Source organism: Flavobacterium calami (assembly GCF_038290035.1).
Lineage (GTDB): Bacteria > Bacteroidota > Bacteroidia > Flavobacteriales > Flavobacteriaceae > Flavobacterium > Flavobacterium calami.
In genome coordinates this window covers 43,171-65,322 of record NZ_JBBYHS010000004.1, presented here as the reverse complement: position 1 = coordinate 65,322, position 22,152 = coordinate 43,171, and the positions used below count along the sequence as shown (strand labels likewise).

Annotated in this window: 23 protein-coding genes; 7 read left to right on the top strand and 16 right to left on the bottom strand. The window is 35.0% G+C overall.

Annotation, left to right across the window (positions count from 1 at the left end; translation table 11 throughout):
- Window positions 1-201: 201 nt before the first annotated feature.
- The 4 genes from kdpA to AAEO57_RS04540 form a co-directional block, all read right to left on the bottom strand.
- Window positions 202-1,923: a potassium-transporting ATPase subunit KdpA gene (gene kdpA, locus AAEO57_RS04555; protein WP_341689950.1), complete on the bottom strand. Its 1,722-nt coding sequence runs from the start codon at window positions 1,921-1,923 to the stop codon at window positions 202-204.
- 105 nt (window positions 1,924-2,028) lie between these two features.
- Window positions 2,029-2,106, bottom strand: a complete 78-nt coding sequence (gene kdpF / locus AAEO57_RS04550) for a K(+)-transporting ATPase subunit F (RefSeq protein WP_341690278.1) — start codon at window positions 2,104-2,106, stop codon at window positions 2,029-2,031.
- Between the two features lie 191 nt (window positions 2,107-2,297).
- Window positions 2,298-2,579, bottom strand: a complete 282-nt coding sequence (locus AAEO57_RS04545) for a DUF7674 family protein (protein ID WP_026730398.1) — start codon at window positions 2,577-2,579, stop codon at window positions 2,298-2,300.
- 264 nt (window positions 2,580-2,843) lie between these two features.
- Entirely contained in the window at window positions 2,844-4,199 is a 1,356-nt protein-coding gene (locus AAEO57_RS04540; protein ID WP_341689946.1) for a sigma-54-dependent transcriptional regulator, read from the bottom strand.
- Window positions 4,200-4,367: 168 nt separating this feature from the next.
- On the opposite strand from AAEO57_RS04540, the gene AAEO57_RS04535 reads away from it, so the two are divergent.
- Window positions 4,368-5,375 (top strand): LLM class flavin-dependent oxidoreductase, encoded by a 1,008-nt coding sequence (locus tag AAEO57_RS04535; protein WP_341689944.1) that lies wholly within the window; start codon window positions 4,368-4,370, stop codon window positions 5,373-5,375.
- A 79-nt stretch (window positions 5,376-5,454) separates the two neighbouring features.
- Here AAEO57_RS04535 and AAEO57_RS04530 read toward each other — a convergent pair whose 3' ends face one another.
- Together AAEO57_RS04530 and AAEO57_RS04525 are read right to left on the bottom strand one after the other, a co-directional pair.
- Complete coding sequence (locus AAEO57_RS04530) at window positions 5,455-5,955, bottom strand: pyridoxamine 5'-phosphate oxidase family protein (protein WP_341689942.1); 501 nt, start codon at window positions 5,953-5,955, stop codon at window positions 5,455-5,457.
- A 12-nt stretch (window positions 5,956-5,967) separates the two neighbouring features.
- Entirely contained in the window at window positions 5,968-6,342 is a 375-nt protein-coding gene (locus AAEO57_RS04525; RefSeq protein ID WP_341689940.1) for a SpoIIAA family protein, read from the bottom strand.
- Window positions 6,343-6,542: 200 nt separating this feature from the next.
- On the opposite strand from AAEO57_RS04525, the gene AAEO57_RS04520 reads away from it, so the two are divergent.
- Together AAEO57_RS04520 and AAEO57_RS04515 are read left to right on the top strand one after the other, a co-directional pair.
- A complete protein-coding gene (locus AAEO57_RS04520) occupies window positions 6,543-7,163 on the top strand; it encodes a DUF4230 domain-containing protein (protein ID WP_341689938.1) in 621 nt (206 codons plus the stop codon).
- Window positions 7,164-7,321: 158 nt separating this feature from the next.
- Window positions 7,322-7,645, top strand: a complete 324-nt coding sequence (locus tag AAEO57_RS04515; RefSeq protein WP_341689936.1) for a GIY-YIG nuclease family protein — start codon at window positions 7,322-7,324, stop codon at window positions 7,643-7,645.
- Window positions 7,646-7,805: 160 nt separating this feature from the next.
- On the opposite strand, the gene AAEO57_RS04510 is transcribed toward AAEO57_RS04515, so the two are convergent.
- From AAEO57_RS04510 to AAEO57_RS04480, 7 genes are all read right to left on the bottom strand, one after another.
- Window positions 7,806-9,557, bottom strand: a complete 1,752-nt coding sequence (locus AAEO57_RS04510; protein ID WP_341689934.1) for an aromatic amino acid hydroxylase — start codon at window positions 9,555-9,557, stop codon at window positions 7,806-7,808.
- Between the two features lie 237 nt (window positions 9,558-9,794).
- Complete coding sequence (locus AAEO57_RS04505; RefSeq protein ID WP_341689931.1) at window positions 9,795-10,133, bottom strand: hypothetical protein; 339 nt, start codon at window positions 10,131-10,133, stop codon at window positions 9,795-9,797.
- 86 nt (window positions 10,134-10,219) lie between these two features.
- A complete protein-coding gene (locus tag AAEO57_RS04500; RefSeq protein WP_341689929.1) occupies window positions 10,220-10,606 on the bottom strand; it encodes a group III truncated hemoglobin in 387 nt (128 codons plus the stop codon).
- 81 nt (window positions 10,607-10,687) lie between these two features.
- The gene (gene ilvA / locus AAEO57_RS04495) at window positions 10,688-11,932 is read right to left on the bottom strand and encodes a threonine ammonia-lyase IlvA (protein ID WP_341689927.1); all 1,245 of its coding nucleotides are present in this window, start codon (window positions 11,930-11,932) and stop codon (window positions 10,688-10,690) included.
- A gap of 187 nt (window positions 11,933-12,119) precedes the next feature.
- Complete coding sequence (locus AAEO57_RS04490) at window positions 12,120-12,668, bottom strand: DUF4136 domain-containing protein (protein ID WP_341689925.1); 549 nt, start codon at window positions 12,666-12,668, stop codon at window positions 12,120-12,122.
- 30 nt (window positions 12,669-12,698) lie between these two features.
- Window positions 12,699-14,675, bottom strand: coding sequence for a urocanate hydratase (locus tag AAEO57_RS04485; RefSeq protein WP_341689923.1), 1,977 nt, complete (start codon window positions 14,673-14,675; stop codon window positions 12,699-12,701).
- A gap of 333 nt (window positions 14,676-15,008) precedes the next feature.
- Entirely contained in the window at window positions 15,009-15,194 is a 186-nt protein-coding gene (locus AAEO57_RS04480; protein ID WP_341689921.1) for a C1orf53 family protein, read from the bottom strand.
- A gap of 114 nt (window positions 15,195-15,308) precedes the next feature.
- Between AAEO57_RS04480 and AAEO57_RS04475 the strand changes: the two genes are divergently transcribed.
- The 4 genes from AAEO57_RS04475 to hemL all read left to right on the top strand — a co-directional run bounded on the left by AAEO57_RS04475 (window position 15,309) and on the right by hemL (window position 18,893).
- Window positions 15,309-15,653: a hypothetical protein gene (locus AAEO57_RS04475; RefSeq protein WP_341689919.1), complete on the top strand. Its 345-nt coding sequence runs from the start codon at window positions 15,309-15,311 to the stop codon at window positions 15,651-15,653.
- A gap of 81 nt (window positions 15,654-15,734) precedes the next feature.
- A complete protein-coding gene (locus AAEO57_RS04470; RefSeq protein ID WP_341689917.1) occupies window positions 15,735-16,643 on the top strand; it encodes a 1-aminocyclopropane-1-carboxylate deaminase/D-cysteine desulfhydrase in 909 nt (302 codons plus the stop codon).
- The gene (locus AAEO57_RS04465; protein ID WP_341689914.1) at window positions 16,636-17,532 is read left to right on the top strand and encodes a glucosaminidase domain-containing protein; all 897 of its coding nucleotides are present in this window, start codon (window positions 16,636-16,638) and stop codon (window positions 17,530-17,532) included. Before AAEO57_RS04470 ends, AAEO57_RS04465 begins: the two co-directional genes overlap by 8 nt.
- A gap of 74 nt (window positions 17,533-17,606) precedes the next feature.
- Window positions 17,607-18,893: a glutamate-1-semialdehyde 2,1-aminomutase gene (hemL, locus tag AAEO57_RS04460; protein ID WP_341689912.1), complete on the top strand. Its 1,287-nt coding sequence runs from the start codon at window positions 17,607-17,609 to the stop codon at window positions 18,891-18,893.
- A 42-nt stretch (window positions 18,894-18,935) separates the two neighbouring features.
- Here hemL and AAEO57_RS04455 read toward each other — a convergent pair whose 3' ends face one another.
- The 3 genes from AAEO57_RS04455 to nadA form a co-directional block, all read right to left on the bottom strand.
- Window positions 18,936-19,388, bottom strand: coding sequence for a hypothetical protein (locus tag AAEO57_RS04455; protein ID WP_341689909.1), 453 nt, complete (start codon window positions 19,386-19,388; stop codon window positions 18,936-18,938).
- A 275-nt stretch (window positions 19,389-19,663) separates the two neighbouring features.
- On the bottom strand, window positions 19,664-21,202 hold the full coding sequence (nadB, locus tag AAEO57_RS04450; protein WP_341689907.1) for an L-aspartate oxidase: 1,539 nt from the start codon (window positions 21,200-21,202) through the stop codon (window positions 19,664-19,666).
- The gene (gene nadA, locus AAEO57_RS04445; RefSeq protein ID WP_341689905.1) at window positions 21,199-22,146 is read right to left on the bottom strand and encodes a quinolinate synthase NadA; all 948 of its coding nucleotides are present in this window, start codon (window positions 22,144-22,146) and stop codon (window positions 21,199-21,201) included. The genes nadB and nadA overlap by 4 nt, the downstream gene beginning before the upstream one ends.
- Window positions 22,147-22,152 lie beyond the last annotated feature (6 nt).

The window sequence follows — 22,152 nt, the reverse complement described above, 5'->3', positions numbered from 1 at the left end:
TGTAAAAAGTTAAATGTTATTTGTTAAATGTTGTGCCCTAAAAAACACATAGATTATAAAATATAGCCCGTGGTTTCAACCACTGGGACGCAGCGTATATCACAATCTTTGTCCCCGCAATTCGTTTCCCGTGGTTGAAACTACGGGCTATGTTTGAAATATTTTGCGTTTATTTTTATGTGTTTAAAATAACCAGCATTTTTATTTTAGTGTAAAGAATTCCGCTAATGGTCCAAGCGCCAACGCCGGGAAGAACGATAAAGCAGCGATAATTGCAATTACAGCAAAAGTCATGATTCCGAAAATTGAGGTATCCGTTTTTAAAGTTCCTGCACTCTCTGGAATGTATTTTTTGCCTGCCAGTAAACCTGCAATTGCTAATGGGCCAATGATTGGAATAAAACGACTTAACAGCAGTACAATTCCTGTAGTGATATTCCAGAACGGATTATTATCTCCCAAACCTTCAAAACCAGAACCGTTATTGGCAGCACTTGAAGTGTATTCGTATAGCATTTCTGAGAATCCGTGGTTACCAGGATTATTTAACCAGCCAGTCGCGTTTCCGCTGAACCAATAACCCATTGCGGTATCATGTGCAGCAAAATAAGATGCTAATGCAGTTCCTGCTAAAATCAATAATGGGTGAAGAATGGCAATAAAAGCGGCAATTTTAACTTCCCGCGCTTCGATTTTCTTGCCTAAAAATTCGGGAGTTCGACCGACCATTAATCCGGAGATAAATACAGCCAGAATAATGAAAATATAGTAGTTTAGAATACCAACACCGCATCCGCCGTAAAAGGCATTTACCATCATAGATAATAATTGCATAGCGCCAGAAACAGGTATCGAGCTATCGTGCATACTGTTTACAGAACCTGTAGAAATTACCGTTGTAGCAATACTCCAGAATCCTGACATTGCTGGGCCAAACCGAACTTCTTTTCCTTCCATCGCTCCGGTTGCTTGTGCGATTCCCATTTTTTCGATAGCAGGATTTCCGTTGATTTCGCTCATAACTGTTGGAACTACCAGAAGTAAAAATCCAACCGTCATTACACCAAAAATGATATTCGACAGTTTTCTTTTGTTGAGGTAAAATCCAAGAGCAAAAATCATTGCAAACGGAATAATCATTTGTGCCCAAAGTTCAACTTGGTTTGTAAAATAAGTTGGGTTTTCTAATGGATGCGCTGAGTTGGCTCCAAAAAATCCACCACCATTTGTACCAATATGTTTAATAGCAATAAAAGCTGCAGCTGGTCCTCGAGAAACTTCTACATGATCACCTTGAAGTGTCGTAATAGGATCTTTACCTTCAAAAGTCATAGGAGTTCCGCTAAATACTAATGCAATAGCTACAATTACTGAAAGGGGTAATAAAATACGAGTACAGCTTTTGATGAAATAATTGTAAAAATTACCTAATTGTTCTGTTGTTCTTTCTTTCATTGCTGTGAAAATCATAGAGGCAGCAGCCATTCCGATACCAGCAGAAACAAATTGAAGGAACATCAAGACGATTTGTGAAAGGTAAGAAACCCCGCTTTCGCCAGAATAATGCTGTAAATTACAGTTTACGATAAATGAAATAGCCGTATTAAAAGCCAAATCTGGCGTCATGGACGGATTATTATCAGGATTTAAAGGTAAAGATCCCTGAAATAATAATACAAAAAAGCAAAGAAAGAACCAAACCATATTAATACTTAAAAGTGCTTTTAAGTGTTGTTTCCAGTTCATTTCTTCAGCCGAATTAATACCGCTGATTTTAAAAATAAGTTTTTCAATTGGATTGAAAATCGGGTCAAGGAGTGTTTTATCTCCCAAATAAACTTTAGCAATATATTTTCCTAAAGGAATAGCTAAAACAATGGTTAGGATAAAAATACCAATGACGCCTAATAATTCTGTGTTCATAATTTTTATATTTTTTAGTGAAAGGTGAGAGGTGATTTGTAAAATGAGTTGATGAATAAAATTTGGGTTTACATCTCACTTAATGCATTTCACTTTTTACATGATTTAAAATTTTTCGGGTCTGATTAATACATAAATCAAATACACGAAAACGGCGATTGAAATAATAAATAGTGCAGTCATGATTTAGATTTTTTCAAAAAATTCAACAGACAGAAAACAAATGGCAAACAGCACGACGGCTAATGCGAGTAAAAGAAAAGTGATTAACATATTAGATGATTTTAGATTTGTGAAATTTGAAATGTGAGAAGTAAAATGTTATTTGTAAAAAGTGATGAACGTCTTACATTTCACAAAAAACATTTCACTAATTAGACTCCCGAAGCATTAACCTGCTTGATATATTCCGCTTTAAGTGTTTGAGGAAAAAGATGTGAAATATTACAATGACGCACTTCCATAAAAGAAGAAACTGAAAAAACATATACATTAGAAATGGCGTTTTTAGTTTCGATGCTTCCGGTTATAAACAAACGTTCAGCAAGTGCCAAGCATTTTTTTGCCCGAACGATGTTTCCAGAAATAATCGATTTTTTAGTGATTTCGGCAAAACGTTCAGCTTGTTTGTAGATTGAGGTTACTTGATTTTTCATTTGGAATGAATTTTAATGTTCTCCCTCCTTATGCCAAAATGTGTTCCGAAAAAATGAGTTTACAGCTAAAGTGCTGTCAATAAAAGGAATGTAATTGTGTGCCAAAAATCAGGCATAAAAAAAGCTTATCATTTTGATAGGCTTTTATTGAAATGATAAGATTGTTTTTTAATTATGAATTATGAATTGTGAATTGTGAATTGTGAATTGTAAAATGTAATCTCTTTTGAAATTGCTATTGCTATTGATATTGGAATTTGGAATTTAAATTTTGGAATTTTCTATCCCATATTCTTCCAATTTTCTATATAAAGTCGCAATCCCAATTTCTAATAATCGCGCCGTTTCTGCTTTATTTCCCTTTGTATAATTTAAAACCTTTTGAATATGCAATTTCTCAACACTCTGCATCGAGAAAGCTGACATTGATTTGGTCGTTTTCTCCGTTTGATGTTGCATTTCGTAAGGCAGAACATCTGAAGTTAAAGTATCGCCATTACTCAAAATAACCGATCTTTCAATGATGTTTTTAAGTTCACGGATATTTCCCGGCCAAGAATAATTTTCTAATTTCTGCAGAAAATCATCAGAGATATGTAATGTTTTTTTATTCGTTTTTTCAGAAAATTGTTTGACAAAATGATGCGTCAATACTGCAATATCTTTGATTCTTTCTCTTAAAGAAGGCAATTTAATTTCGAAGATATTCAAACGAAAATACAAATCAGAACGAAAACGATGCTCATCACTTTCTGTTTTTAAATCTCGGTTTGTAGCGGCAATTAATCTGAAATTTGATTTTTTAGGAGTTGTGTCGCCAACGGGAATATATTCGCTGGTTTCTAAAACGCGCAATAATTTGGCCTGAAGATCAATTGGCATTTCACCAATTTCGTCCAGGAATAAAGTTCCGCCGTTTGCTTCTTCAATAAAACCTTTTTTATCTTTTACAGCTCCCGTAAAAGCACCTTGTTTGTGACCGAAAAGTTCGCTTTCTAAAATTTCTTTTGTAAAAGTACTGCAGTTTAATGCCACAAAAGATTTCCCAGTACGATTGCTGTTTTCGTGAATGGCCTGTGCAAAAACTTCTTTTCCGGTTCCGGTTTCGCCGGTAAGTAAAACAGTTGAATCTGTTTTGGCAACTTTTTGAGCAAGATCAATAACTTGTTCGATTCCTTTTGATTTACCTATAATAGTAGAAAAAGAATATTTATCATTAATTCGTTTTTCTAACTGCTGTACTTTTTTCTGCAATTGCACTTTTTCAACAGCTTTATATAGAAGCGGAATAATTTTATCGTTATCGTCGCCTTTTACAATATAATCGAAAGCGCCATTTTTCATGGCCTGAACGCCGTCTGGAATATTTCCGAAAGCAGTTAATAAAATAACTTCTATAAGTGGAAAACTTCTTTTTATATTCTGAAGAAAATCAACGCCATTTCCATCGGGTAATTTTACATCACATAAAACAACATCAATATCTGTTTGTTCCAGTTTCTTAAAACCTGATTTTAAATCTTTGGCTTCAAAAACTTCAAATCCTTCCGATTTTATAATACGCGCCAGCAGACTTCTCAGTTTTTCTTCGTCGTCTATAATTAAAATTTTGTGTGTCATTTGCAGATAAGCTAAAACCGAATAGGTATTTTGATGTACAAATTTAAGTTTTAAATCATTTGAGTAACTTCTTTTTTGTCTGAATTAAAATATTATAATTCAATTAACATCACAGAATTTATGCTTTCGTTTTAAATGAATTAATTTTGTAAAAAGATATTTATTTACATGAAAAATCCAATTTCACTCTCCATATTAGAACTCGCGATTATCAACAATGACAGCAATGCAGCTGAAACATTACATAAAACAAAAGAAATTGCCCAATTAACAGATACTTTAGGATACAAAAGGTTTTGGCTTGCCGAACACCACAATATGGCACATGTAGCCAGTACCGCAACTGTAGTTTTAATTGGATATGTTGCCAGTCAGACCCAAAATATCCGTGTAGGTTCCGGCGGAATTATGCTGCCTAATCATTCACCTTTAATTGTTGCTGAACAATTCGGAACTTTAGAAACATTATATCCTGGTCGAATTGATTTAGGTTTAGGAAGAGCACCCGGAACCGATCAGCCCACTGCTGAAGCCATTCGGAAAGATTTCTTTGAACAGGCACAACGATTTCCGCAAAATGTATCGAAATTACAGGAATATTTTTCAGCAGAAAATGCTACGGCAAAAGTACGAGCTTTTCCCGCCGAAGGTATAAAAGTGCCAATCTGGATTTTAGGATCCAGTATGGAAAGTGCTTCTTTGGCAGCTTCTTATGGTTTTCCTTATGCTTTTGCGGGACATTTTGCACCGCGCCAAATGTTACAGGCTTTTGAGTTTTACCGCGACAATTTTCAGCCATCCAAATTTCTGGATAAACCGAAAACAATGGCCTGCGTAAATATCATTGCAGCCGATACCGACGAAGAAGCAGAAAAACTTTCAACAAGTTTATACCAAATGTTTTTGAATTTAATTCGAAATGACCGCAAGGGACTTCAGCCGCCTGTAGATTCCCTTGATGATATTATGAGCGAGGAAGAACGTTTTCATGTCAATCAGATGACGGCCTGCTCTTTTGTGGGAAGTAAAAAAAAGCTAGTCGCAGATTTGAAGAAATTTATTGATTATGCCCGAATTGATGAACTGATGATAACCAGCCCCATTTTTGATCATCAGGCTAAATTAAAAAGTCTGCAGTTAACCAAAGAAGTAGTAGAAGAGTTGAATAAAAAATAATTGCATTCGATTTTTTATAAAAAAATACCCCAAATAAGTTGTGGCTTATTTGGGGTATTTTAATTTGAGTCTTCTTATTTTATAGTTTTAATTTTCCTTCGACACCAATATCTGCGGTATTTCCAAACAATGCTGAGCCTGCCATTTTAATTAGTGAAATGACTTTTCCGTCTTTTGTGTCCCAGTAATAAGCATCTGATGGAGTGACTTTTATAACCGTAACATTCGGGTCGGTTTTACCTTCTTCAAACCAGGCTTTGGCAACCGGAGTCCATAATTCATCTATTTTCTGCTGATCGGTATATATGGTTGCACTTCCGTATATAGAAATGTACTGCGAACTTGAATTATTGGCAAAAAACAACTGAACCTGATCGTCTTTTAGAATCTCAAAATTCTTATTGCTTGTTGCAGAACTGATAAACCATAAATTTCCCTGATCATCTATTTCCTGAACGCTCATGGGTCTGGACTGAAGAGGAGTTTTTGTCAATTCAGTTACAAAAATGGCTGTATTAATTTCTTTGACTAACGAAATTAATTTATCTACTGCTTCTTTATTATTTAAATCCTCTTTCATAATTTTTATATTTTAATCCAAATCTATTTTTTCTGATGTCCAGTCTATGGCCAGCATATAATCTTCTTTTTTGAATCCTTTGAATTCTCCCGGCATAATTTTATTGAAAACTTTAGTAAAATTGATCATTCTCTGACAGTCTGTTACAATAGCAGCTCTTGTCCATTTTGTAATGTTTTTAATGCTTAGCAGGGATTCATGAAGCCAGGCACCTAATGCAAAATCAGTTGGAGAATTATCGAAAAATAATAAATAATTAAGTTTCGGTGTCTCATCAATTAAAAGACGTACTTCTGATTTAACAAAATCAACATCGCCTTTAACAACGTGACCAGCTGTTTTAAAGCCAATCATGTTTTCTGGTAATTCTTTAATTTTTTCAATCATAACATTTCAATTTTGCAGGTTAAATTCATTTTTTACAAAAATACACGCAAGGCCTGTTCTGCAGTTTATGTAAAAAGCTGATTATCTTACATAATTCCAATGTTTGCAAATAATTACTATTAAATCGTTTTGGAAATACTAAGGAATTCTACTCAAAAAAGTATTAAATTAGCTATCATTATAAAACATAAATCCAAATTATGCTTAAGAGAATTTTAGTTGGTGCCGGAATTGTAGTTGCCATTATTTTGGCGTTCAAATATTGTCAATTTAAGAAAGATGATGATTCGGCAATTGAGTATAATACAAATCTGATTCAGCAGCAAATCTTAAATGTTGGAAAACTGGTGGTTACTGAAGGACATTTCTCCGAAGTTATCACGTATAAAAACCAACAAAAGTATTTGATGGATATGGTGTCTTTTGAAAAGAAAGCACTGGTTGTGGTAAATGCAAATGTTACGGTTGCTTACGATTTGCACAAAATGAAATATGATATTGATGAGAAAAACAAAACCATCACAATTCTTAACATTCCAAAAGAAGAAATTACAATCAATCCTGATATTCAGTTTTATGATGTCGAGCAGAGCAAATTGAATCCTTTTACCGGAGACGATTACAACAAAATCAATAAATCAGTAAAAGCGAATCTGGCTAAAAAAATCGATAAATCTACACTTAAAACAAACGCCCAAAACAGATTAATCAGTGAATTGTCTAAGATTTTAATTCTAACAAATTCAATGGGCTGGAAATTACAATATAACGGAAAAACTATTGAATCGGAGAGCGAGTTTAATGAAGATTTGAAGTTGTAATTTAATGTTCAAAAGTTGAGGGGGTTTCGGCAATCTTGTTATTTCAACAGAGGATAAATCACTGAGGGAGAGCAACGAACTGGAAATGCTTTTGTGTGACTTCTCCTTCGTCGAAGTTGGCAAAAAAACTTAGAAAATGATACAATTATTTAAAAACTATGTTTAATACTAAAGAAGGTTTTCATTCTTATTATGTTTATATCCTGACTAATAAATATCGTTCTACCTTCTATATTGGAGTTACAAATAATTTAAAATTAAGACTACAACAGCATAAAGATAATTTAGAAACTGGCAATAAAACTTTTGCTTCAAAATATGCTTTAGAATTTCTGGTCTATTATGAAAAATTTGTTTGGATTCAGGAAGCAATTTCCAGAGAAAAGGAATTAAAAAAATGGAGAAGAGAAAAGAAAATCGTATTAATAAAGGATTTTAATCCCGAATTAGAATTTCTAAATAATCATTTCGACTCAATTTAATTCGTCTATTTTGTCATTTCGACGAAGGAGAAATCACACTAGAAACTCCGCAATCAAAATCGCCAATCTTTGTCGAATTCCGAGTGTGACTTCTCCTTCGTCGAAGTGACAAAAATGGAGTAAAAACTTTGCCACTGTGTGCCTTTGCGCGATTAATTTATCAAACTTTCTCAAAAATCAAATCCAGTCCGCCAGAAATTAAATGGGTTACTTCAGGACGTTTTTCTTTCAATTGCTCCAGATAAACCAAGACTTCCTGTAAAAGTTGTTTCTCATCCGAATCTTTTAAAAGCTCGGTAATTTCAATAGAAAGTAACCAGTCATTAGGATGATCTTTTTTTAGTTTTTCGAAAACAGCTTTTAATTCAGCTTTTGAATCTTTATTATTTCGGATATTTCGAACAGTCGAATATAAAATTTCCAGATCATCACGTTCCTCTGTATGTTTTGCTTTAATTGTTGTCGTTTTAGGAACATTATTAATCAGGTCAAAACTATTCACATCAGCAGGGCCTGAAAAAGCAGAAACCACTTTTTTTCCAATCGCCATATCGTAATTTCCCCATTCCGGCTGAAACAGAATGGTTTCGCCGTGTGTTACAGTACAATTTCTAAAACTGATCAGAATAATTTCTCCGTGTAAATTTCTGGAACCTGTAATGATTTCGCCTTCAACAATAATATTTCCTTCAAATTCCAGTTTTACAGTTTCGTTTTCTACAATGCTGTAAGCCTGTAAATCCTTCGGGCTCATGTCTTCAATGGCCAGATTAAAACCTTTCAGTTTCCCAATCGGACTGCCAAATCCGTGTGGATGTGTTAAGGTTCCGTGGCCTACCAATTCTTTTTCACGGTACGATAAAGCTGTTTTTCCTGTGGTTTGAATGTAAACCGGTTTTCCTTCTTCTTCCAAAACATTCGTAAAAATACCTGAAATTTGCAAACCGGTACTCAGTTCAATCGTTCCCAAAGCATTCGACTGAATTAGTTTCTGAATTCCGGAAAGTCCTCCGGTACGTAAAGCCATTTTATTAGCAAATTCTTCTAAAATCAAACTTAAATAAGAGAAATTTGGCGTTACATAAAGCTGTGGCTGTAGTTGCGTAATATCAAAATTTTGATTCGCAGCCGAAATATCATAAGGGATTTTCTTCACATTATCGGTCATGCAGTGGGCGCTTTCACCAATTGAGGAAAGTAATCCTGCACCATAAATTTTTGGGTTTTCAACAGTTCCTATTAAACCATATTCAACTGTCCACCAATGCAGATTTCGAATTTGCGCCATTTCAGACAATTCGCCCATATTGTTTTGCAAATCTGCAACTGCTTTTTCGGCTTCGTCAATTTTTTCCTGAGGTGTATCTTCAGCTTCCTTCAATATCGAAAGTAGTCGGATTGCTTCATACATCTGATAATCTTTATGAGATGAAATCGCTTTGCAGCCAATTTCGCCAAAACGTCTTAAATATTCTGCATATTCCGGATTAGCAATAATTGGAGCGTGGCCGGCACCTTCGTGAATGATATCCGGAGCTGGCGTATATTCAATATGTTCTAATTGTCTGATATCCGAAGCAATAACCAAAACATTATAGGCCTGAAACTCCATAAAAGCATTTGGCGGAATAAATCCGTCAACCGCAACGGCAGCCCAGCCAATTTCAGTCAGGATTCGGTTCATGCCGTACATGCTCGGGATAGAGTCAACTTCGATTCCGGTCTTTTTTAAACCATCCAGATAAGAATGATGAGCTACTTTTGATAAATAATCCACATTTTTACGCATCACATAACGCCAAACAGCCTGATTAATAGGTGTATAATCACTATAATCCTGAGGTTTGATGAATTGCTTTAAATGTTTGGGCAATCTTTCTAATAACGGATTTGTTTCAATGTTCGGATTCATTTGGAATAGCTGTAGGTTGAAATGTAAAATTACGTATTTAAGGTGCTAATTTTTGTTAATTATTGTAATTTTTTTGTTCGAAATGATTTTTTATTGCGGTTTCTTTAAATTTTGGTTTTAAAATTTTTCAGTAGCTTGTTCCTGCTGTCCGCTGTATCTTTTGTTTTTTAAAGAAAAAAACAAAAGGATGTCGCTTCCATCAGGGCTAGGGCTATTGGGAATGTAGAAATATTTTAGTTAAAATTCATCGTCAAATTCTGTCATCATTAATTCAGGTTTTATGCGAGAATATTTTATAGTTATACTATCTCCTTCAGAAATTTTATCATTTTTTTTTAAACGAGCACTTTCTTCATGAAAAACCCAATTCACATAATATTGTACAGTAATTGAAATAGAATGACCTTTATATGTAGATTTTTTAGTAACAATTCCACGTGTAATTTTATAGTCTTGATTAATGAATTTTCTATCATTTAATTCTTGTTGTCTTTCATAAGTTGCTAATAAGTACAATACCGTTAACATTCCGGAAATTGCAAAAAATATAGAAAGTATTCCTTTTAAAGTTTTCATCTTTTATTATTTATTCAACTTATAATTCGAGCGAATTAGTGAAATTGCTTCGCCTGTTCACTAACTTTCGAGTCGTGAAAAATATTTTACTTATTCTCTAAACCTCTGAAATAGTCAATTTTATGATTGAACATATAGGCCATATTTGCTGCACGCATTTTGGCTTCTTCGGTAAGTATTCCTGAAAACTGAGCATCTATTGATGTATTGAAAAGCATAACCCAACGGTCAAAATGAGTTTTATCAACAGGCAGTTGTTTATGTGGCGGGAAAGGGCTTCCGGAATAAGCACGGACATCAAATAAAATAGTTTGCCAGAAACCATACATTTTTTGTAAATGTTCTGGCCAGCGACCCTGTAGTTTATCATTGAAAATCGGGCCAAGTAAATCGTCTTTTCTGACACTGTCATAAAAAGTATCCACCATTTGTTTGATGTCGTCTAAGTTTGAAATATCTTTAAGCGCTGCCATGGTTTTAATTGAATTAGAAGTTGCAAAAATACGATATAACGTCGTTTTTATTTCCTGATATTTATCATAACAACAGATTTATTAACCGATTAACTGGGTAAATAAATCATGATTTTCATTCAGATATTGAAATTCAAAACCGTATTGAGTCATTTTCATTTTAATAGGCTGAATATCTTTTTTCTTTTTCAATTCTATTCCCACTACAACTGAACCTTTTTCACGACTGTTTTTCTTAGCAAACTGAAAATAAGTAATATCATCATCAGGTCCCAGGATGTTATTTACGAATTCTTTTAAAGCACCCGGGCGCTGTGGAAACTGAATCATAAAATAATGCATCAATCCTTCGTAAAGTAAAGAGCGCTCTTTTATTTCTGCTGTTCTTTCGATATCATTGTTGCTTCCGCTGACCACGCAAACTACTTTTTTGCCTTTAATTTTATCTTTGTAAAAATCTAAAGCAGCAATTGTCAAAGCGCCGGCAGGTTCAACTACCATGGCTTCTTCATTGTATAAACGTAAAATGGTGGTACAGACTTTTCCTTCCGGAACCAGAATAATATCGTGCAAATTTTGTTTACAGATTTCAAAAGTTTTATCGCCCACTTGTTTAACAGCTGCTCCGTCCACAAACTTATCTATCGTTTTTAAAACGGTATTTTTATTTTCTTCAATGGAGGTTTTCATCGAGGGAGCGCCTTTTGGCTCAACTCCAATAATTTTGGTATTTGGACTTAAGTGCTTAAAAACCTCAGACAAGCCTGAAGCCAATCCTCCGCCACCAATAGGAACAAAAACATAATCAATAGGTTCTTTAAAGCTTCCCAGAATTTCCAGCCCAACAGTACCTTGTCCGGCAATTACTTTTTCATCATCAAAAGGATGGATAAATATTTTGTGATTTTTGATGGTGTCTGCTGTAGCCGAAGCGTAAGCATCATCAAAAGTATCTCCGGTTAGTACAATTTCGACAAACGACTTTCCAAACAATTGCACTTGTTTCACTTTTTGTTTCGGAGTCGTTTTTGGCATGTAAATTTTACCTTTTATCTGCAGCAAATTGCAGGAATAGGCAACACCCTGAGCATGATTTCCGGCACTGGCGCAAACTACTCCAATTTGTTTTTCGGTATCGGTTAACGAAGAAATTTTGTTGTAAGCTCCTCTGATTTTATACGAACGGACAATTTGTAAATCTTCTCTTTTTAATAAAACAGTCGATTTAAATTCGTCGGAGAGATTTAGGCTTTGTGTCAAAGGTGTTGCAGCTACAACATTTTCGAGTTGTTTTTTTGCATTGAGTACTTCGTCAAATAAATTCATGATGTTTTTGTTTAAAGCTTCTTGAAAATAAAAAACCTCCCGTTTTGGGAGGCTATTATAAATTATATTTTACAAATTTTATATAATACCTCGCCATCATTGCTCTATTGCAATAATGCTAATAATAGCGATAATAATGTTATTAAAATTTGTCATTTTTTTGTTGTTAGAGAAGCAAATATAATAATTATTTTTTTGCCTGTTTTATCTGAGGAGGATACTGAGCCAAAATTTTGCTGACAAATTCTGTAATCTTTTGGTCTTTTTCGTCAACGTTTTTAGTAAGTGTTCCAATACCTTCACCCTGCCAGATCATTTCTTTCTTTTTGGCATCAATCAGGTCAATAAATAATGTTCCTTCAGTAGAGCTTGAAACGGTTGTTGTGCCTCCGTACATCATATAAGGATTCCATCCCCAACCCCAGCCATAACCCCAGCCGGCGCTAAATTGATTTACGTCTATCTGTTCTCTTGATTTAGTGAAAATATTTACGAGTAAATCAGGATTTTCACTTTTTGTAAACCCTTTTGCCTGCATTTGCTCATCGATTGCACGAAGGATACGTCTTTTATCCAAATCAGAAATTTCGACCTTGTCAATTCCGGGCTTAAAAAAAGCATACGTTTTATAAGGCGTAAAATCTACGTTTTTATCATAATCAGAATAAACACTGACCGTGTCGCAGGAAGCTAGCAGCAAAAGCAGTAAAATCGGAACTAATTTGAATGTTTTCATAATTTTTTAGAATTAAATGTTTTGTTTTAGTTATAGCAAACTCTCATCTACAAGATTAGGTAAAGTTACTTTTAATAATGGCTCAACTTTCATTGCACGTTTTATAGCAAAAACGGCACCTTCGTTTCGGGCCCAGCTTCGTCTTGAAATTCCGTTGTTTACATCCCAGAAAAGCATTGATGCTAAACGCTTTGAAGCCTCTGTAGAACCATCAAGAACCATACCAAATCCGCCATTTATAACCTCTCCCCAGCCAACTCCTCCGCCATTGTGAATGGATACCCAGGTAGCTCCTCTAAAGCTGTCTCCGATCACGTTATGAATCGCCATATCGGCAGTAAAACGGGATCCGTCATAAATGTTTGAGGTCTCTCTGTAAGGAGAATCAGTTCCGGAAACGTCATGATGGTCGCGCCCTAAAACCACAGCGCCAATTTCACCTTTTGCAATAGCCTGATTAAAAGCTTCGGCGATTTTAATTCTTCCTTCGGCATCAGCATAAAGAATTCTCGCCTGAGAACCTACAACCAATTTGTTTTCCTGTGCGCCTTTAATCCATTTAATATTATCCTGCATTTGCTGCTGAATTTCATTTGGAGCTGTTTCTGCCATTTTTTCTAAAACTTCGCAAGCAATAGCGTCTGTTTTTAATAAATCTTCTGGTTTTCCGGAAGTGCAAACCCAACGGAAAGGACCAAAACCGTAATCAAAACACATTGGTCCCATAATATCCTGAACATAACTCGGATATTTAAAATCGATATTGTTTTCAGCCATAACATCAGCTCCTGCGCGAGAAGCTTCCAGTAAAAAGGCATTTCCGTAATCAAAAAAATAAGTTCCTTTTGCAGTATGTTTGTTAATGGCGTCTGCATGACGACGTAATGTTTCCTGAACTTTTTCTTTAAACAATTCAGGATTATTAGCCATTAAATCATTGGCTTCTTCAAATGAAATTCCAACAGGATAATAACCTCCGGCCCAGGGATTATGAAGTGAAGTCTGATCTGAACCTAAATCAATTTTGATGTTTTCCTGATCGAAACGTTCCCAAACGTCCACGACATTTCCTAAATAAGCAATAGAAACGGTTTCTTTATTGGCTTTCGCCAAAGCGACTCTGGCAACCAATTCGTCAGTTGAAGTTACGACTTCATTAATCCAGCCTTGTTCGTGTCGGATTTTCGTAATTTTCGGATTTACTTCGGCGCAGACCGTAATACAACCCGCAATATTTCCGGCTTTTGGCTGTGCGCCAGACATTCCGCCAAGACCAGAAGTTACGAATAAACTTCCTTCCGGATTTTGTTTTATTTTTCTAAAACCGTTCAAAACGGTGATTGTGGTTCCGTGCACAATTCCCTGTGGTCCAATGTACATATAACTTCCTGCGGTCATTTGTCCATATTGAGAAACGCCAAGCGCATTCATTTTTTCCCAATCGTCCGGTTTAGAATAATTTGGGATAACCATTCCGTTGGTTACTACAACTCTCGGGGCTTCTTTATGCGAAGGAAATAATCCCATCGGATGTCCGGAATACATCGTTAAAGTCTGCTCGTCTGTCATTTCAGACAAATACTGCATGGTCAATAAATATTGCGCCCAGTTCTGGAAAACGGCTCCGTTTCCGCCATACGTTATCAATTCATGCGGATGCTGCGCCACGGCATAATCCAGATTGTTCTGAATCATGTGCATAATGGCTTTTGCCTGTAATGATTTTCCCGGATATTCGTCAATTGGACGAGCGTACATTTTGTACTCCGGGCGAAGACGGTACATGTAAATACGTCCGTATTTTTCTAATTCTTCTGAAAATTCAGGAATTAATTCGGCATGATGTTTTGGATCGAAATAACGTAAAGCATTTTTCAGTGCGAGCTTTTTTTCTTCTGCCGAAAGAATTTCTTTTCGTTTCGGGGCATGATTAATTGCTGGATCGTATTCTTTTTTTGAAGGAAGTATAGAAGGAATTCCTTGTTGTATTTGTTCTTTAAAAGTCATTTTTTTCTTTTAGATTTTTAGATGTTAGATTATTAGACTTCTTAGACTTTCTGAAGTTAAGAATCAAACAGCTGCTTTTAATTAGGTTAATGCAATTTAAAATTTGTTGCAAAAGAATTATCTAATTCTCAAATTGCCACATTATCTAATTAAAATGACTAAGGATAACGGATATCCGACCTATGATAAGATTTGTGGATTTTAATCCTAAATTTTCGTGAATGGATATCCATATGATATTTTAGATTGTTGATTTTAGAGTTTAGATTTGAGTTTGGAATTTAAAAATTGAAATTTTAGTTTAATTGTCTAATTTTCAAATTGCCAGATTATCTAATTCGCCTTTTTCCTTATTTCTCCTGTCCGTTTATCAAATCCATACGGACAATGACGACAGCCGCTTTTACAGCAATAGTCTCTTTTCAAATGATGTTTTTCGGTAAAACATTTGTAACCTTCGGGTGTATAGTAAAAATCTTCGCCTTCGATTAATTTATTTTCATTACTTTGCTCTTTCATAAATCTGCTTCGCGTCTATTTTAATAAATTTTAAAATCAAAAATATAATATTTGATTGTGATTTTATCGAAATCGAACAATTTTGTAGCTACAAATTTATAAATTTTACACCCAATGTTTCTGATTGTTGCCAAATATTTAATTCCGAAAGGATATCGTGGAATGGCTGTTTTTCCTTTTGTTTTGGTGAAATATGGTTTTGATAAAGAAAATGCGGTTTTTGTAAATCATGAAAAAATTCATTTAAGACAGCAGTTAGAACTTTTAGTAATTCCGTTTTTTGTCTGGTATTTTTTGGAATATTTAATTCGCTTACTTCAATATAAAAATGCAGAATTGGCGTATCGAAATATCAGTTTTGAAAGAGAAGCTTACGCCAAAGAAGCCGATTTTACTTATTTAAAAAACCGATCATTTTTTCAGTTTCTACATTACATTAAAGTGGGCAATAAGCAATAGGCTTTAAGCTTTAAGCGTTAAAGATATTAAGACATGAATTATCACTTTCGACTTTTGACTTTCGACTTTCAACTTTAAAAAATGAACCCAGTTTTCAATCAACATATTTCTATCGATTTTCCCAATGATATTTCTTTGAGAATTAAGCGTGAAGATTTAATTCATCCGTTTGTTTCAGGAAATAAATTCAGGAAATTAAAATACAATTTACTTCAGGCGAAAGCCGAAAATAAAAAGATATTATTGACTTTTGGAGGAGCTTTTTCCAATCATATTGCGGCTGTGGCTTTTGCAGGAAAAGAACAGGGATTTAAAACGATCGGAGTTATTCGCGGTGATGAACTTTTTGATAAAATTGAAGAAAATCCGACTTTGAAATTTGCTCAGGAAAACGGAATGCAGTTTGAGTTCGTTTCTCGCGAAGAGTATCGTTTGAAAAATGAAACATCCTTTATAGAAAAGCTGGCAGCTAAATTTGGTAATTTTTATCTGGTTCCCGAAGGAGGAACAAATGAATTGGCTGTAAAAGGATGTGAAGAAATTTTAACCAATGAAGATTCTGTCTTTGATTACGTTTGCTGCGCAGTTGGAACCGGCGGAACCATTTCCGGATTGATAAATAGTGCATTCCCAAATCAGAAAATTTTAGGGTTTCCGGCGTTAAAAGGTGATTTTTTAAACGATGAAATTCGTATTTTTGCAAAAAAAGATAACTGGAATTTAATTTCTGACTATCATTTTGGAGGTTATGGCAAGATAAATTTAGAATTAATCGAATTTATTAATGCTTTTTTTGAAGAAAATAAAGTGCCCTTAGATCCAATTTATACAGGAAAGATGGTTTTTGGCGTTATAGATTTGATCCACAAAAACTATTTCCCTGCACATTCAAAAATTTTACTCATTCACACCGGCGGATTACAGGGAATTGAAGGAATGAATATCAAATTGAAGCAGAAAAAATTACCAATACTCAAAAACAATGATTAAAAAAATTGTATTGCTCTTTACAATATTAATTTTGGCAAGCTGTTCGTCAGGCAAACCAGCTATAGCTACGACCAAAAAAGCAGCAGCAGTTCAAAAACCAAGAGTGGCGGCCACTAAAAAGCCAGCTTACAGCAAACCGACAGCTAAAAATTATCCTTCTTCCAATAATACTACCGAGGTTATCCAATCCACTTCAAAAACGGTTGTTACCAGCGATTTAATCCATAATTATGTGTTGCAGTACAAAGATATTGCCATCGGTAACATGCAGAAATATGGCATTCCTGCCAGCATTATTCTGGCTCAGGGAATATTGGAATCAGGTGCAGGAAAAGGAGATCTGGCTGTGACTGCAAATAATCATTTCGGAATAAAATGCCATAAGGACTGGCTTGGAGAAAGTGTTCGTCATGATGATGATTCGGCTCAGGAATGTTTTAGGAAATATCCCGAAGCGGCAGAATCTTACCGCGATCATGCTTTATTTTTGGTTGGAAAAAACAGATATGCAACGTTATTCACTTACGAAAAAGACGATTATAAATCGTGGGCAAAAGGTTTGCGAGCAGCAGGTTACGCAACAGATCCTAATTATCCCGATAAATTAATCAGTTATATCGAACGTTATAATCTGCATCAATATGATTGTCAGGTAACCGGAAAAAATTATACGCCAATTAGTAAAACGACTACAAGTCCAACTAAAAGTACAACTCCAGTTAAAAGTTCGAATTCAAATTCAAACGATCCAAATTTGTACGAAGTCCAAAAAGGCGATACATTGTATTCGATATCCAAAAAATTCAACATACTGGTTGACGAATTAAAACAAAAAAATAACCTGACAGATAATGCGCTTTCGATAGGGCAAAAACTGAAAGTGAACTAATTGACAATTAATAATTATCAATTGACAATTAGAAAAAATCTAAGAAGTCTAAGATCTAATAATCAAAAAAAAAAATGATTTATAAAAGAAGTAGTCAGCTTTTTGCTGAAGCAGAAAAAGTAATTCCGGGAGGCGTAAATTCACCGGTTAGAGCGTTTAAAGCCGTGGGTGGAACTCCTATTTTTGTAAAAAGTGCCAAAGGTGCTTATTTATATGATGAAGACGGAAATAAATTAATCGATTATATCAATTCCTGGGGGCCAATGGTTTTAGGTCATGCTTATCAGCCGGTTGTGGATGCGGTAATCGAAAAAGCAAAACTAGGAACTTCTTTTGGAATGCCGACCGAACTGGAAACAGAAATTGCAGCTTTGGCCGTTTCTATGGTTCCGAATATCGATAAAATACGTTTTGTAAATTCAGGAACAGAAGCTTGTATGAGTGCGATTCGTCTGGCTCGCGGATTTACAAAAAGAGATAAAATCATCAAATTTGCAGGTTGTTACCACGGACACTCGGATTCATTCTTAATTCAGGCCGGAAGTGGCGCTGTAACTTTTGGTTCTCCAAACAGTCCGGGCGTTACAGAAGGAACTGCAAAAGATACTTTGTTGGCAAAATACAATGATTTAGAGAATGTAAAAACTTTAATTGAAGCTAATAAAGGTGAAATTGCAGCGATTATTATTGAAGCAGTTGCAGGAAATATGGGATGTATTCCGCCTCAAAAAGGATTTTTGCAAGGTTTAAGAGATTTATGTACAGCAAACGGAATCTTATTGATTTTTGATGAGGTGATGACAGGTTTTCGTTTAGCAAAAGGGGGTGTTCAGGAATTATACGGTATTGATGCTGATATTGTAACTTTCGGAAAAGTAATTGGTGGAGGACTTCCGGTTGGAGCATTTGCTGCTCGTGAAGAAATCATGAATCATTTAGCACCGCTTGGACCAGTGTATCAGGCCGGAACATTATCGGGAAATCCGTTGGCAATGGCTGCGGGATTAGCAATGTTACAATCTTTAAATAATGATTCTGAAATTTTTATCCGTTTAGAAGAAAAAACAGCTTATCTGGAAGCAGGAATCGACAGGGTTTTAAAAGCAAATAATGTTGTTTTTACCATTAACAGAGTTGGTTCTATGATTTCGGTACACTTTGATGCAGATCCTGTTACCGATTTTCAAACGGCTGCAAAAGGAGATAACGAAACCTTTAAGAAATTTTTCCACGGATTATTGCAGGAGGGCGTTTACATAGCACCATCGGCATACGAAACCTGGTTTATTACAGATGCATTAACCTATGAGGATTTAGATTTTACGATCAATGCAATTGATAAAGTTTCAAAAACTTTCTAATAACAAAAAAGAGGCCATCGAGCCTCTTTTTTATTGATAAACTTAGTTGTTATCTCTTCTGTATTCTCTCATTTTATCCCTTGCTTTATCTTTGTTTTCATCCTGAATTTTTTTCCATTTGGTGTATTGGTCAGCAGTTAGAATTCCTTTCATTTTAGCATCGTTTGCATCTGCTTCTGCTGTCATTTCTTTTTTGAAAGCTTCTCTCTGTTCAGCAGTTAGTTTGCTTCCTTTTTCTCTTTGCTCTTTTCGGGCTTCTCTTAATTTTTCAGTTTTTGCACTTCTTTCAGCGATTAATTGTTTTACCTGTTCTTGCTGTTTTGCATCTAAAGACAGATCAGTTGTTAACTTTTTTAGTTGTTTTTCATTTCGTTCTTCAGGAGTTAATCTTTCTCTTTGTTCACGAGGAGGTCTTTGATCTGCATCCATTTCTCCATCCTGGGCAAAACTTGTTATTCCAACGAATAATAAAGCTGCGATAAATAATTTTTTCATGATTTGTTTTTTTATTGGTTTACCGATGTAAGACAGAGGATTAAATAAAAGGTTTAATTATTTAACATAATTTTGTTTTTTTATTTATTTGAATGCTATTCAAGTTAATTTTTTAATATGGATATTGATTAATTTTAAAGAATGTAATAAGTTTTGTTATGGGTTGAATAAATATCATCCTGAGCGGAGTTGTAGGCTTATGACTCTAAAGGGCTTCGACTCCGCTCAGCCTGACACTATTTTTAGTTTTGTGAAACAGGTAAATGAATATCTTTTTAAACAAAAGAAGTCATCTTAAGTTTTAGAAAACCACCCCGGTTTTCCTCCCGCTCAAGAGATTGTGAAACGATCAGGCTTCCAATGGTAATCATATTTGATAATTCATAATAAGATACACTAACCTGGTGTGTTTTTTTAATCATTTTTATTTCTTTTTTCCACTCTAAAAGCTGTTCTTTAGCATTTTGTAAATCAGTATGGTATCTGACGATTCCGGCATTTTGCCTCATCAGATGCTGAAGTTTGGTTTTTAATTCAGTTAAGTAGTCAGAATCAATTTCAGGTTTATTTGTATTTTTTATTTCTGAAATTTTATAGTCAGTTGTACTTATTTTTAAATCAGGATTGGCTAAATGTTCATAGATTCTGCCTGAATAGACCAAAGCTTCCAATAACGAATTCGATGCCAGCCGATTTGCTCCATGAAGACCTGTCCGTGAACATTCGCCACAGGCAAATAAATTGGTTACAGATGTTTTTCCATTAGTATCAACGACAATTCCTCCGCATAGATAATGCTGCGCAGGCACTACCGGAATCCAGTCTTTTGCAATGTCAATTCCCGATGTTAAACAATGCTTGTAAATCATTGGAAAATGCTTTTTAAAAGCTACCAAATCAAGATGAGTACAATCTAAAAAGACATAATTATCGCCGGATTTTTTTAATTCTAAATCAATACTTTGCGACACAATATCCCTGGAAGCTAATTCCTGCCTTGAATCGTAATCCATCATAAAGCGATGCCCCTCTTTGGTACGCAAATAAGCACCAAAACCCCGAACTGCCTCAGAAATTAAAAATTTAGAATCGGTGGATGTGTCATAAAAAGCGGTAGGATGAAATTGTATAAATTCCATTTCCTTAATACTTGCTCCGGCACGATATGCCATTGCTATTCCGTCACCCGTTGCGATTACAGGATTGGTCGTATGTCCGTAAAGATGACCAATTCCGCCGGTAGCCAATATCGTAATTTCAGATGTATAAGTTTGCAGTTTTTTTGTCTTTTCATCTAAAGCAGTAATTCCGATACAGTAGTTTTTTTTAGTAATTAAATCGACTGCAAAATGATGGTCAAGTACAATAATATTGTCTTTTTGATACACCTGCCTTAAAATAGCCCGTTCAATTTCATAACCTGTCTGGTCTTTGTGGTGTACTACGCGGTTTTCAGAATGGCCGCCTTCTTTACCTAAATTAAGATTTCCGTCGGGATTTTTATCAAATTTTGCACCCCATTCTATCAGTTCTTTTAATCGTTTTGGACCTTCGGTAATGACCATTTTTACGACGGCTTCATCACACAATCCGTCTCCGCAAATAAGTGTATCTGTGATATGTTTTTGATAGGAATCTTCGTTTTTATCAATTACGATGGCAATACCGCCCTGAGCGTATTTGGTATTCGATTCATCGGGATTAGCTTTGGTTACAATGGTAATATTTTTGTTCGGAAATTGTTCTGCCAGACGAAGCGCAAGTGTTAGTCCCGCAACACCGGAGCCAATAATTAAGTAATTGGTATTTGTCATTGTTTGGATAATTCAAGCATTCTTTCAATCGGAATTAACGCTTTTTGGATTATATCTTCAGGTAAAGTAATTTCAGGACTTTCATTGACAAGGCAGTTGTATACTTTCTGAAGGGTATTCATTTTCATATAACCGCATTCGCTGCAGGCGCAGGTATTGTCTTCTTTTGCAGGGGCAGGAATCAACACTTTTTCAGGAACTTCTTCCTGCATTTTATGTAAAATTCCAAATTCGGTAGCGACAATAAATTTGAGGCAAGAGTCATTTTTTACATAATCAATCATTCCGGAAGTAGAACCGATATAACTGGCAGTAGCCAAAATATGAGTTTCAGATTCGGGATGGGCAATGATTTTGGCATCCGGATGTTCTTTATACAATTCAAGTAATTTATCTAATGAAAAAGCTTCATGAACCACACAGGAACCATTCCACAACACCATATTTCTTCCTGTTTTGCTCATCACATATTTTCCAAGGTTTTTATCGGGAGCAAAAATTATCGGTTTGTCTTTCGGAACCGATTCTACAATTTTTACGACATTTGCAGAAGTGACTACAATATCTGTGAGGGCTTTTACTTCTGCAGAGCAATTCACGTACGTAATCACAAGATGGTCGGGATGCTGATCGATAAAATTTTTAAATAAATCAGGAGGACACGATTCAGCCAGTGAACATCCTGCGTTTAAATCGGGAAGAATCACTTTTTTCGAAGGATTTAAAATTTTAGCGGTTTCGGCCATAAAATGAACTCCTGCAAAAAGAATAATATCGGCATCGACTTTTGCAGCTTCCTGAGATAACCCTAAACTATCGCCAACATAATCTGCGATTTCCTGTATTTCGGTCTGCTGGTAGTAATGTGCTAAAAGAACCGCATTTTTTTCCTTTTTTAGTTTTATAATCTGCTCTTTTAAATTTTGTATTTCTATTGTATCCATTTTTTA